This is a genomic window from Metapseudomonas cellulosilytica (assembly GCF_049334135.1).
Taxonomy (GTDB): Bacteria; Pseudomonadota; Gammaproteobacteria; order Pseudomonadales; family Pseudomonadaceae; genus Metapseudomonas.
Genome location: NZ_JBHZGN010000022.1, coordinates 35842 through 48700, shown reverse-complemented (window position 1 = coordinate 48700; position 12859 = coordinate 35842). Strand labels below are relative to the sequence as shown.

The following is a 12859-nucleotide window of genomic DNA, read 5'->3' as shown; positions in this document are numbered from 1 at the left end:
AGGGCCCCGAGGGGCCCTTTTTCATGAGATCGACCTGGTGGGACCGCTGCGCGGTCCTTGGCGAATGAATTCGCCCCTACAGAGTTGCGGATCCTTGTAGGGGCGAATTCATTCGCCAAGCAGGCCGAAGGCCTGCCAATGGCTCAATCCAGCCTTGTAGGGTGGGCTTTAGCCCACGCTGACCTCCGATGGTGGGCTGAAGCCCACCCTACGGGCTACGAACTCAATCCAGATGTAGGGTGGAAATCGCGAAGCGATTTCCACCAGGCGGGGCCAGGCGCCGTGCCTGCGGTCAGGCCGTCCGGTGGACAGAAGAGCGTTGTCCACCCTACAGGGCCGTCGAGGATGGCCCCAAGCAGGCCGAAGGCCTGCCAATGGCTCAATCCAGCATATCGGCGAAGCGCTCGTCCTTCTTGTAGCGCAGTGTCTGGGCGAAGCCCGGCACCTGGATGCCTTCGGGGCTCAGCTCGATCTGCTGCTCGTCGATCAGGTCATTGCCGAAGTTGTAGATGATGTCGAACTCACCCAGGCGGGCACGGCGGTCGTATTCCTCGGCGTTGGCGCGGGTCTTCTCGCGCTTGGCGCTGTAGGCGGCGAAGGCCGCTTCGCCGTGGCGCTTCCTGAGCATCTTCTCCACCAGGCGCGGGGAAATCACCACGCCCGTGGCGTTGTTGCCGCCGAAGCCCTTGGAGTTGATGAAGCAGACGTCCAGATGGCGGTCGCCCAGCTCCACGTCGCGGGTCGAGATGGACAGGTGCTGGCGGTGTACGTCATCGGCCACCCGGTCGATGGTCTTGATGCCCGGCAGGATGCCGTACTTGAAGGTTCCCAGGGCGGCGATCACCTGGTCGCCGCTGGCGGTGGCCAGGGAGTGGCCGACGTAGGCCTTGACCGCGGCCACTGGCCAGTTCTCGATGCCGAAGGCGCCAGCGACGCGGTCCAGCAGCTCGGATTCGGTGACACGGTTGGCCGGGGTGCTGGAGCCGTGGGCATGGACGAAGCTGCGCTCGCGCACGCCGTCCGGGCCGATTAGCTGGGAAGCGGCGGCCACGGCCTTGGCCAGGGTCAGGTAGTTGCCCGGGCCGGGGGCGGAAATGGATTTCTTGAAGCCGTCGGCATTGATGAACACGTCGGTCACCGCACCATGGACATCGGCGCCCAGCTCCAGGGCCAGGGCGTCGTCCATCAGCACCACGTACTGGCTGGACTCGGCCAGGGTGAAGCCGCAGTTCTCGCCGAAGGGACGGCTGGCGCGGCGGAAGTCCACATCCTCATGGCCGCCCACCTGGCGCAGGCCTTCCTCGGTGGCCAGGGCGCCCATGGCACCGTAGCCGTCGATGCATTCCTGGGTGAGCGGCGCTTCGGCGTTGCCCACCAGGGCCACGCGGGCCTTGCCGCTGGCGATCAGCTCGATGGCCTTCTGCAGGTTGTAGAGGAAGGTGGCGCAGGCGCCGGTGACGCTGCCGGTGGTGCCGACGCTGCCCAGCACGTAGGCGTTGATGAAGTCGGCCGGCATGGTGTTGAGGCCCAGCGGGCACTGCTTGGCGGTGACGCGGCCGCCCTTGAGGCGCGACTGCATCATGCCGCCGAAGCCGTTCTCGTCGAGCTGGCTCATGATGCTGCCGGAGAACACGGCGATCTCGTCGGGTTGCACGCGGTCGACGATGTCCTTCCAGGGCATGCCGACGGAGCGGATGGCGTCGGTGGCGGCGACCACCGACATCTGCAGCCCGCGCGGGTGGAAGCGCGAGTTGTACAGCTCGCCCGGCTCGAAGCCGGTGGGCAGCTGGCCGGCGGATTTGACCGGCAGCTCGCGGTAGCTGTCCACCTTGAAGTCGCAGCTGCCGTGGATGGCGACGCGCACTTCACCGTTGTCCAGGGCTTCCACGGTCCAGTTGGCCGGCAGCGGCTCGGGCAGCTGCTTGCGCGAGGTGGTGAAGCTGATCGACTGGCCGTCAGCGACCGAGGCGCTGAGGTTCTTCTGCCAATGGGCGGCGTCCACGTCCAGGTGCTGCAGGCCGATGCGGCGCACCAGGGTGGAGTCGAGGATCTCGGCGGCGTAGCGGGTTTCGATCTCGGCCAGGGTCAGGGGCTGGCCCTCGGCGCTGCGGTACTGGCCGTCGACCACCGACACCCGCTTCGTCATGACGGCGAGGCCGGCCAGGGTCTCCTGGCGGGCCTGGGCGTCCAGGGTCTCGATCACGATGCGACGAAAGGCGTGGTGGAACGAGCTTCGCCCAGCCGCGTTGTAGCCGCCAAAACCCACAATCACTGGAAGTCGGGACATCTCTCGGAAACTCCTCAAAAAGGACCATCTCATGCGCTCTGGCGTGCTTGACGGCGGGGCGCCGCTCATCGAAGGCGGCTTTCTGCAGCGCAAGCATCAGGGGCCAGGTGGCATGAGCCAGGTGGCAGCTCGAATGTAATGGGATGTCTACCTGACGCGGTGGATGACTATCAAGTCACTCCGGCGGTCATTCGGCGGGAGATTGGAGACGGCAGATGAGAAGAGGGGCAGCAAATCCTGTAGGGGCGAATTCATTCGCCAAGCAGGCCGCAGGCCTGCCATGGTGGTTTGCCGGGGCAGCTGCGCTGCCCTTGGCGAATGAATTCGCCCCTACAGGGGAGGGTGCCGGTTGCTGCTCAGCGGAACTCGATACCCGCCTTCCGGGTACTCACGCGGGTGCCGGATTTGCCTTCGGTGATCGCCACGATGTTTTCCAGGGAGCCGATTACCGCGTCCTTGCCGGTATTGCGGGCGAACTCCATGGCGGCCTGGACCTTCGGCCCCATGGAGCCGGCGGCGAAGCCGAGGCGTTCCAGTTCGTCCGGGTGGGCCTGGGCGATGGCCTTCTGGGTCGGCTTGCCCCAGTCGACGTAGGCTGCGTCCACGTCCGTGGCGATGATCAGCACGTCGGCGCCCAGCTCTTCGGCCAGCAGCGAGGAGCAGAGGTCCTTGTCGATCACGGCTTCGACGCCCGAGAGCTTCTTGCCGGACTCGTCATACATGGTCGGGATGCCGCCACCGCCGGCGCAGATGACGATGGTGCCTTTCTCCAGCAGCCACTTGACCGGGCGAATCTCGAAGATGCGCTTGGGACGCGGGCTGGCCACCACGCGGCGGAACTTGTCGCCATCGGGGGCGATGCTCCAGCCTTTCTCCTTGGCCAGGGCTTCGGCCTCTTCCTTGGAGTAGACCGGGCCGATCGGCTTGGTCGGATTCTGGAAGGCTGGGTCCTTCGCGTCGACCTCGACCTGGGTGAGGATGGTGGCGAACGGCACTTCGAACGGCAGCAGGTTGCCCATTTCCTGTTCGATCATGTAGCCGATCATGCCTTCGGTCTCGGCGCCGAGAACGTCCAGCGGGTACGGGGAGACCTTTTCATAGGCCGCGCCTTGCAGTGCCAGCAGGCCGACCTGGGGGCCGTTGCCGTGGGCGATCACCAGTTCGTTGCCCGGTGCGACCTTGGCAATCTGCTCGGCGGCGATCTTCACGTTGGCGCGCTGGTTGTCGGCAGTCATGGGCTCGCCACGACGCAGCAGGGCGTTTCCGCCCAATGCGACGACGATACGCATAGTGATTTCCTCCTGATGGTGGAATGCGTCCCGGACCGGCGAGCGTGTCGCGGTCCGGGGCGTATCGGGACTTACATGTCGGCGAGGGTCGAAACGAGGATCGCCTTGATGGTGTGCATGCGGTTCTCCGCTTGCTCGAAGGCGATGTTGTACGGGGACTCGAAGACGTCTTCGGTAACCTCGATGCCGTTCTTCAGGGCCGGGTACTGTTCGGCGATCTGCTTGCCGACCTTGGTTTCGCTGTTGTGGAAGGCGGGCAGGCAGTGCATGAACTTCACGCGCGGGTTACCGGCGGCCTTCATCATGTCCATGTTGACCTGGTAGGGCAGCAGCTCCTTGATGCGTTCGCCCCAGGCTTCCACCGGCTCGCCCATGGATACCCAGACGTCGGTATGGATGAAGTCCACGCCCTTGACCGCTTCCTTCGGATCTTCGGTCAGGGTGAGGCGGGCGCCGCTTTCCTCGGCGAATTTCTTGCAGGCGGCGACATGTTCGTCGGACGGCCACAGGGTCTTGGGCGCGGCGATACGCACATCCATACCCAGCTTGGCGCCGATCAGCAGCAGGGAGTTGCCCATGTTGTTGCGGGCGTCGCCCAGGTAGGCGTAGGAGATCTCGTGCAGCGGCTTGTCGCTGTGCTCGCGCATGGTCAGCACGTCGGCGAGCATCTGGGTCGGGTGGTATTCGTCGGTCAGGCCGTTGAATACCGGTACGCCGGCAAACTTGGCCAGTTCTTCGACGATTTCCTGCTTGAAGCCACGGTACTCGATGGCGTCATACATGCGGCCGAGCACGCGGGCGGTGTCCTTCATGCTCTCCTTGTGGCCGATCTGCGAGGAGCCCGGGTCGATGTAGGTGACATTGGCGCCCTGGTCATAGGCGGCGACTTCGAAGGCGCAGCGGGTGCGGGTCGAGGTTTTCTCGAAGATCAGCGCAATGTTGTTGCCCTTGAGGTGTTGCTGCTCGGTGCCGGTGTACTTGGCGCGCTTCAGGTCGCGGGAAAGGTCCAGCAGGTAACGCAGCTCGCGGGTGCTGTGGTGCATCAGGCTGAGCAGGTTACGGTTGTGCATGTTGAAGGCCATGATTCTTTCTCCTTGATCGGAATGCATGAATGCTGTTCAGCCCTTCTCCCCCTGGGAGAAGGCAGCCAGCCGGGCTGGATGAGGGGCGGCGATTTCTGCGTCTGCCGATGCATCCCTCACCCCCGGCCCCTCTCCCAGAGGGAGAGGGGAGTGGATTGCTCAGTAATCGATCGGGTCGCGCAGGATCGGGCAGGTCATGCAGTGACCGCCGCCACGGCCGCGGCCCAGCTCGCTGGCGCTGATGGTGACCACCTCGACGCCAGCCTTGCGCAGCAGGGTATTGGTGTAGGTGTTGCGGTCGTAGCCGACCACCACACCGGGCTCCAGGCAGACCACGTTGTTGCCGTCGTCCCACTGCTCGCGCTCGGCTTCGAAGGCGTCGCCGCCGGTCTGCACCACGCGCAGCTGTTTCAGGTTGAGGGATTCGGCGACCACCGAGATGAAGTCCTTCTCTTCGCGGCGGATGTCGATGCCGTAGGGGCGGCTTTCATCCGGGCGCAGCACGAAGGGTACGATCTCGCGGACCACTTCCGGGAAGACGGTGACCAGGTCGCGGTCGCAGAAGGTGAACACCGTGTCCAGGTGCATGGCCGCGCGGGATTTCGGCAGGCCGGCGACCACCACTTTCTCTGCCGCGCCCTTGGCGAACAGGTTCTGCGCCAACTGGCCGATGGCCTGGCGGGAAGTCCGCTCGCCCATGCCGATCAGCACCACGCCGTTGCCGATGGGCATCACGTCGCCGCCCTCCAGGGTGGACATGGCGTGGTCCTTGTCCGGGTCGCCGTACCAGACCTCGAACTCGGCTTCGGTGAAGGTCGGGTGGAACTTGTAGATGGCGCTGGTCAGCAGGGTTTCCTGGCGACGGGCCGGCCAGTACATCGGGTTGAGGGTCACACCGCCGTAGATCCAGCAGGTGGTGTCGCGGGTGAACTGGGTGTTGGGCAGCGGCGGCAGGATGAAGCTGGAGTGGCCCAGGTAGTCGCGGTACATCTTGATGGCGCTGACGCCTTCGCTCTCCGGCAGGTCGGAACCGGCGACACCACCGATGAGGAATTCAGCGATCTTGCGCGGCTCCAGGCCTTCGATCCAGGAACGCACTTCATTGACCAGGCCGACGCCGACCTGGTCGTGGGTGATCTTGCGATCGAGGATCCACTTCAACGCTTCCTTGTTCTGCACGATGTCGGTGAGCAGGTTGTGCATCTCCAGGACATCAATGCCGCGCTCGCGCATCTTGGTGACGAAATCGAAATGATCGCGCTTGGCCTGGCTGACCCAGATCACGTCATCGAACAGCAGCTCGTCGCAATTGTTGGGGGTCAGGCGCATGTGTGCGAGCCCCGGCGAGCAGACCATTACCTTATGCAATTTACCGGCTTCGGAATGAACGCCGAGTTTGACTTTGGACATGGCAGGTCTCCTTACGGGTTACAGGGTCAGGAAGCCGTCGTAGAGGCCATAGGCCGCCACGATCGCGCCGATTACCACGGCTGCGAAGATCAGCTTCTCGACATTGGTGAAAACCGGTTGGCCAACTTCCCGTTTGGCCTTGGCGAACAGAATCACGCCCGGGGCGTACAGCAGGGCGGACAACAGCAGGTACTTCACGCCGCCGGCGTACAGCAGCCAGATGGCGTAGATCAGCGCGATGACGGCGATGACCAGGTCCTTCGTCCGATCCGCGGCGTCCTGCTCGTAGGTCTCGCCACGCAGGGGCAGCAGCACCGCGTAGGCGGCCGACCAGAGGTAGGGCACCAGGATCATGGAAGTCGCGAGGTAGATCAGCGACAGGTAGGTGCTGGCGCTGAACAGGGTGATGATCAGGAACAGCTGCACCATGGCATTGGTCAGCCAGAGCGCGTTGGCCGGCACCTGGTTGGCGTTCTCCTTGCGGATGAAGGCCGGCATGGTGTGGTCCTTGGCCGCGGCGAAGAGGATCTCGGCGCAGAGCAGCACCCAGGAGAGCAGGGCACCGACCAGGGAAATGATCAGGCCGACGCTGATCAGCACCGCGCCCCAGTGGCCAACCACGTGCTCGAGCACGGCCGCCATGGAGGGGTTCTGCAGCTTGGCCAGTTCCGGCTGGGTCATGATGCCCAGCGACAGCACGTTCACCAGCACCAGGAGCAGCAGCACGATGACGAAGCCGAGCACGGTGGCCTTGCCCACATCGCTGCGCTTTTCGGCGCGGGCGGAGAAGATGCTCGCGCCCTCGATGCCGATGAACACCCAGACGGTGACCAGCATCATGTTGCGCACCTGGTTCATCACGCTGCCCAGATCAGGATTGCTCGCGCCCCAGATGTCGGCGGAGAAGATGTCCAGCTTGAAGGCGAACAGGCAGATGAGGATGAACAGGAACAGCGGCACCACCTTGGCGATGGTGGTCACCAGGTTGATGAAGGTCGCTTCCTTGATCCCGCGCAGCACCAGGAAGTGCACGGCCCAGAGGACGATCGACGCGCCGATGATCGCCGCCAGCGTGTTGCCTTCGCCGAAGATCGGGAAGAAGTAGCCGAGGGTGCTGAACAGCAGCACGAAGTAACCGACGTTACCCAGCCAGGCACTGATCCAGTAGCCCCAGGCCGAGGAGAAACCCATGTAGTCGCCGAAACCCGCCTTGGCGTACGCGTAAACCCCGCCGTCGAGGTTCGGCTTGCGATTGGCCAGGGTCTGGAAGACGAATGCCAGGGTGAGCATGCCCACCGCGGTAATGGCCCAGCCAATGAGAATGGCGCCGACATCGGCACTCGCCGCCATGTTCTGCGGCAGTGAGAAAATGCCCCCGCCCACCATCGAACCGACAACCAGGGCGACCAGGGCACCTAATTTAAGTTTGTCGGATGAATCTGACATTTTGCACCTCCCTCTGGAGTAGGAACTGTGCTTATTGAGCGCTCGGTCCAGTGACTGCGTTCTGATCCAGATCAATAGCTGGCTAATGAAGTCGTACGGACAATTTCCTTTTTTGTCGTAGAGGGGGGATTACTGCAGATCGCCACCCGAAAGGAGCAAGATAGAGCGTTCAGCCCGCCATCCAGGGCAGCGCCTAATACACACTAGTCGGTTTTTCCGGGCCTTCAAGTTGCAACTTCCCACCCCTGCTTTGTATGACGCATCACCATAATCGTTGGTCGAAATGACGGATTTATGTCGGAAATTTCGCTATTAACGGGATGCTTTTCAGTAGGAAAGCTTTTAAAAATCAGGCAGTAAAAGCCTGTTCAAAACTGGGCAACTTGCCCTCGGGCGACACCCGTAGGGCGGGCTTCAGCCCACCACCGGGAGTGGTGGATAGAAAAGCGTTATCCACCCTACGGGGCTGAGCTTCCGCAGGATGGGGCGGAGCGGAGCGATACCCATCAATCCAGCGGGCAGGGCGCAAAGCCGGTGCGCGCAGCGCACCCTACGGGGTAGCGGGTGCCGGGTAGGGTGGGCTTCAGCCCACCGCCGTCGTGGTGGATAGGAAAAGCGCTATCCACCCTACTGGCTGTTTGGGGACTCTGTGTGGCCTGACGGACGAAGCGCAAAGCTTCCGTAGGATGGCGTAGAGCGGAGCGAAACCCATCACCGCGGATCGATGGGTTTCGCAGGCTCTACCCATCCTACGGTGTTCAATTTCCCCGCCCCAACCATGTGGGTGGGAATCCGCGGGCATGAAAAAGCCCGGCACGGGGCCGGGCTTTTTGGACACCCGGCGGGTAGCCAGGTGGTGCCTCGGGATGGTGCCCGATGGCGATCGATGGGTATGCCCCTTGGCTGGCTTGTGGCTAGCTCGGGGAGAGGCCGGGCGCTTGCGGGCCTGGCCTCCTGACCCTGCGCGAGCAGGGATTCTTTCCAAAGGGGCAAGCCTTGTGCCATTGCGCTGAAACCGCTCTGGCATGGGGCTTTTCGCTGGCCTCTGCTGGATGGGTGAGCGGATTCTTGCCGATCAATCCTGCTCATCGGCGGGATTTCCGCCACTGAAGCTGAGGTGGTGCTTGCGCAATTTGTCCGAGAGGGTCTTGCGCGGCAGGCCCAGGGCTTCGGCCACGCTGCGCAGCGAACCATGGGGACGGGTCAGTTCCGCGGCGATCAGCGCCCGCTCGAAGGCCTCCACATGCTCGCTGAGGCCGCCCTCCACCTTCGGCAGGTCCACCGGCGTGTTATCCAGGGCCAGGTCCAGGCCCAGGGCGAAGCGCTCGGCGGCGTTCTGCAACTCGCGCACATTGCCCGGCCAGCCGTGGGTCAGCAGCAGGGCGCGCTGGCTGCTGTCCAGGCTGCGCGGCGCCATGCCGTGGCGGCTTCTGGCGGAGTCGGCGAAGTGCTGGAACAGCAGCAGGGCATCCTCACCGCGTTCGCGCAGTGGTGGAATGCGCAGGCTGGCGACGTTCAGGCGGTAATAGAGGTCGGCGCGGAAGCGGCCCTGGTCGGCGGCATGGCGCAGGTCCTCCTTGGTCGCGGCGATCACGCGGATATCCAGCGGGATCAACTGGTTGGCGCCCAGGCGCTCCACCACCCGCTCCTGCAACAGGCGCAGCAGCTTGACCTGGACATCCAGGCTCATGCTCTCGATCTCATCGAGGAACACGGTGCCGCCGTTGGCGAACTCGAACTTGCCGATGCGGCGCTTCTGCGCGCCGGTGAAGGCGCCCTGCTCGTGGCCGAACAGCTCGCTTTCCACCACCGACTCGGCCAGGGCGCCGGCGTTGATGGCGACGAAGGGGCCGTCACGGCGGGCCGAGAGGTCGTGCAGCGCGCGGGCCACCACCTCCTTGCCGGCGCCTGTTTCGCCGAGGATCAGCACATCGGCATTGGTCCCGGCTAGGGCGCCGATCTGCTCGCGCAGGCGCTGCATGGCCGGCGACTGGCCCACCAGGCGCCCACTGAGCTGCTGGCGATCGGAAAGGGCCAGGCGCAGGCTGCGGTTTTCCAGCACCAGGCGGCGCAGGTCGAGGGCGCGGCGCACGCTGTCCAGCAACTGGTCGCTGGGGAAGGGTTTCTCCAGGAAGTCATAAGCCCCGGCACGCATGGCCTGCACGGCCAGGGGCACGTCACCGTGGCCGGTGATCAGCAGCACCGGCAGGTCGGGGTCGCGTTCGCGCAGCTGGCCGAGCAGCTGCAGGCCGTCGATGCCGGGCATGCGGATATCGGTGACCACCACGCCGGGCCAATCCTTGTCGATCCTGTCCGCCACGCCCTGCGCATCGCCCAGCACCTGCACCTTGAGGCCGGCCAGGTCGAGGGTCTGGCTGAGGGCCTGGCGCAGGTGCGGGTCGTCGTCGATCAGCAGCACCTGGGTGAGGGCATCGAGGGTGTTGGTCATGCGGAGAGGTCCTCGGGAGGCTGTGGGATGACGCCGGGTGCGGCATTGCGCAGGCGCAGGGTGAGCAGGGCGCCGCCGTCGGGGTGGTTGGCGAGCAGCAGCTCACCGCCCAGGGCGCGCATCAGGCTATCGCAGATGGCCAGGCCGAGGCCAAGCCCCTGGGCGCTGGTCTTGGTGGTGAAGAAGGGTTCGCGGGCATGGCGCAGGGCGTCTTCGGAGAAGCCGGGCCCATTGTCGCGCAGGTACAGCTCGACACCATCGGCACCGCACTCGGCGCTGAGCCAGATGCGCCGTGGATGGGGCTTCTCCGCCAGGGCGTCGAGGGCATTGGCCAGCAGATTGCCGAGCACCTGGCGCAGGCGGGTCTCACCGGCCTGGACCCAGAGCGGGGCGTCCGGCAGGTCGCGGATCAGCTCCACATCCATGGCCCGTCGGCGCTTGGCCAGCAACGCCAGGGCGTCATCCAGGGCCGGTTGCAGGGCGACGCTCTCCGGGGCGTGGCGGTCGCGACGGGCGAAGGCGCGCAGATGGGCGATGATCGAGGCCATGCGGCCGGTCAGTTCGCTGATCTGGCGCAGGTTGCCACGGGCGTCGTCCAGGCGGTTGTGGTCCAGCAACACGCCGGCGTTATCGGCATAGCTGCGGATGGCCGCCAGGGGCTGGTTGAGTTCATGGCTGATGCTCGCCGACATGGTGCCCAGAGCGGACAGCTTGCTCGCCTGCACCAGCTCGTCCTGGGCGCGCACCAGCTCCTGCTGGGCCTGTTCGCGCTCCAGCACTTCGTCCTTCAGGCGGCTGTTCAGCGCTTCGAGGTCCTGGGTGCGCTCCAGCACGCGCATTTCCAGCTCGCGGCGGGCGCGGGCGTCGAGGGCGATGCGGTCGAGGTAGTGGCGGCGGCGCTGCATCATCAGGCCGAGCAGCAGCAACAAGGCCAGCAGGGTCGCGCCGCCGATGGCCACGGTGGTGGTCACCTGGCGGTCGATGAGCTGGCGCGGGGCGAGGATGCTGGCGGTCAGGCCGGTTTGGCTGAGCTCGCGGCTCTGGGTGAGCCAGGCCTGGTCGTCCAGCATCAGCGGTGGCGGCGCCTGGGTCGGGTAGGGCTGGTTGGCGACGATGGCGGCGCGCTCGGCGTTGTCCAGCGGCCGGGTGGCATGGAAGCGCCAGTCGCTGCGCGAGGAGATGATCACCACGCCGTTGGCATCGGTCACCATCAGTTGCTCGGGCGTCTTGCCCCAGAGGGTCTCGGCGTCGTCCAGGTCCACCTTCACCACCAGGATGCCGATGATCTGCTGGCCGTCGCGCACCGGGCTGGCGAAGAAGTAGCCGCGCTTGCGCGACGTGGTGCCGAGGCCGAAGAAACGTCCCTGCTTGCCGGCCAGGGCCTCGCGGAAATAGGGGCGGAAGGTGAAGTTGCGGCCGACGAAGCTGTCCGGCTGGTCCCAGTTGGAGGAGCTGAGGGTCAGGCCGGCCGGGTTCATCAGGTAGATCACATCGGCGCCGGTATCCCGGCGCACCTCGGCCAGCACCCGGTTGGCCTCGGCCTGGAGCCCGGTGTTGCCGGAGTCGGCCAGCAGGTTACGCAGTGGGTGCAGGTCGGCCAGGATCGGCGGCAGCACCTCGTAGCGATGCAGCGTGCCCAACAGGTTGGCGACGTAGAGGTCCAGGGTCTGGCGATTCTGCTCAGCCAGGGACTCGCTGTAGTAGCGCTCGCTGACATACTGCAGCGGCCAGAGCAGCGGCGTCAGCAGCAGGGCCAGCAGCACCAGGCTGCGCCAGCGCGGGCGGTGGGGAGTGGGGGAGGCGGTCATGCTGTCACTGTGCGCAGGGCGATGAGGCGCATTATGGCATCAGCCGCGCGTGTCTTCGCCCCGCAGGGACGTGCAGGCCCAAGGATGGTGTGACCTGTGGGGGCGAATTCATTCGCCAAAGGGCGGCGCAGCCGCCCCATGGGGTACGAGGCCCAACCTCCGAACTAACCTCTGTTGCTCGGATCCGTAGGATGGGTCGGGCGGCGCTCCGCGAGCCTGCGATACCCATCAATCCCGCGTGATGAGCACGTAGCCCGGATGCAATCCGGGAACGGCCAGGCAGTACTCCGAAATCCATCCGCGCCACCGACCTCACTCATGGCACGGAGAGCCCCCTCTCCCTTCAGGGAGAGGGCTGGGGAGAGGGCTGGGGAGAGGGCTGGGGAGAGGGCAGTTGTGCGTTGCAGGGAGTCCAAGAGGGAGACCTGCGGCCTCCTTGGCGAATGAATTCGCCCCCACAATAAAGGCCCCGCCACTCTTCGTAGCCCGGATGCAATCCGGGAATGGCCCGGCAATACCCCGAAATCCATCCACGCCACCGACCTCACCCATGGCACGGAGAGCCCCCTCTCCCTTCAGGGGCGAAGAGGCACGTTTTTGGAGGCATTGCCTCCAGTGCCAATGAGCGCCTGAGCGCGAAGCGATCAGGCCGGGGCGCAGGGCGGGGCTGGGGAGAGGGCAGTTGGGCGTCGCAGGGTGCCGAAGGAAGGAGACCTGCGTCCTCCCTGGCGAATGAATTCGCCCCTACAGGGTTTGTGCAAAGGCCCGTAGCGTGGGCCGGGCATTTGTGGGAGCGAATTCATTCGCGAACCGGACCGCAGGTTCGGCCCGGGAGTTAGCCGGACACTCCGATCGATGGGTATCGCAGGCTCCACCCATCCTACGAACTGCCGCATGGCTCCCCCGTAGGATGGGTGGAGCGGAGCGATACCCATGCGGACAGGGCTGATGGGTTTCGCTTCGCTCTACGCCATCCTACGAACTGGTGCGCGCGGCGCACCCTACGGGACCTCTGTCCCCGGATTGCATTCGGGCTGCACGCTGGCGCATGGCTCCCCCGTAGGATGGGTCGGGCGGCGTTCCGCGAG

7 protein-coding genes are annotated in these 12859 nt (G+C 65.1%); all 7 read right to left on the bottom strand.

The features are described from left to right. Positions 1-379 precede the first annotated feature (379 nt). The gene (locus ACFW0H_RS23240) at positions 380-2287 is read right to left on the bottom strand and encodes a beta-ketoacyl synthase (protein ID WP_422916211.1); all 1908 of its coding nucleotides are present in this window, start codon (positions 2285-2287) and stop codon (positions 380-382) included. A 356-nt stretch (positions 2288-2643) separates the two neighbouring features. Then, positions 2644-3576 (bottom strand): carbamate kinase, encoded by a 933-nt coding sequence (gene arcC / locus ACFW0H_RS23235; protein WP_422916210.1) that lies wholly within the window; start codon positions 3574-3576, stop codon positions 2644-2646. A gap of 71 nt (positions 3577-3647) precedes the next feature. Next, a complete protein-coding gene (locus tag ACFW0H_RS23230) occupies positions 3648-4658 on the bottom strand; it encodes an ornithine carbamoyltransferase (protein ID WP_044873083.1) in 1011 nt (336 codons plus the stop codon). A 159-nt stretch (positions 4659-4817) separates the two neighbouring features. Further along, positions 4818-6068, bottom strand: coding sequence for an arginine deiminase (arcA, locus tag ACFW0H_RS23225; RefSeq protein ID WP_422916209.1), 1251 nt, complete (start codon positions 6066-6068; stop codon positions 4818-4820). 18 nt (positions 6069-6086) lie between these two features. Continuing rightward, positions 6087-7514: an arginine-ornithine antiporter gene (gene arcD, locus ACFW0H_RS23220; RefSeq protein ID WP_422916208.1), complete on the bottom strand. Its 1428-nt coding sequence runs from the start codon at positions 7512-7514 to the stop codon at positions 6087-6089. Positions 7515-8589: 1075 nt separating this feature from the next. Continuing rightward, positions 8590-9963, bottom strand: coding sequence for a sigma-54-dependent transcriptional regulator (locus tag ACFW0H_RS23215; RefSeq protein WP_422916207.1), 1374 nt, complete (start codon positions 9961-9963; stop codon positions 8590-8592). Further along, positions 9960-11771 (bottom strand): sensor histidine kinase, encoded by a 1812-nt coding sequence (locus ACFW0H_RS23210; protein WP_422916206.1) that lies wholly within the window; start codon positions 11769-11771, stop codon positions 9960-9962. Before ACFW0H_RS23210 ends, ACFW0H_RS23215 begins: the two co-directional genes overlap by 4 nt. Between the last annotated feature and the right edge of the window lie 1088 nt (positions 11772-12859).

Bases quoted from the DNA above. Each gene is read 5' to 3' on its own strand.
- arcD (WP_422916208.1), bottom strand. From the start codon at position 7,514: ATGTCAGATTCATCCGACAAACTTAAATTAGGTGCCCTGGTCGCCCTG.
- ACFW0H_RS23230 (WP_044873083.1), bottom strand. From the start codon at position 4,658: ATGGCCTTCAACATGCACAACCGTAACCTGCTCAGCCTGATGCACCAC.
- ACFW0H_RS23210 (WP_422916206.1), bottom strand. From the start codon at position 11,771: ATGACCGCCTCCCCCACTCCCCACCGCCCGCGCTGGCGCAGCCTGGTG.
- ACFW0H_RS23240 (WP_422916211.1), bottom strand. From the start codon at position 2,287: ATGTCCCGACTTCCAGTGATTGTGGGTTTTGGCGGCTACAACGCGGCT.
- arcA (WP_422916209.1), bottom strand. From the start codon at position 6,068: ATGTCCAAAGTCAAACTCGGCGTTCATTCCGAAGCCGGTAAATTGCAT.
- arcC (WP_422916210.1), bottom strand. From the start codon at position 3,576: ATGCGTATCGTCGTCGCATTGGGCGGAAACGCCCTGCTGCGTCGTGGC.
- ACFW0H_RS23215 (WP_422916207.1), bottom strand. From the start codon at position 9,963: ATGACCAACACCCTCGATGCCCTCACCCAGGTGCTGCTGATCGACGAC.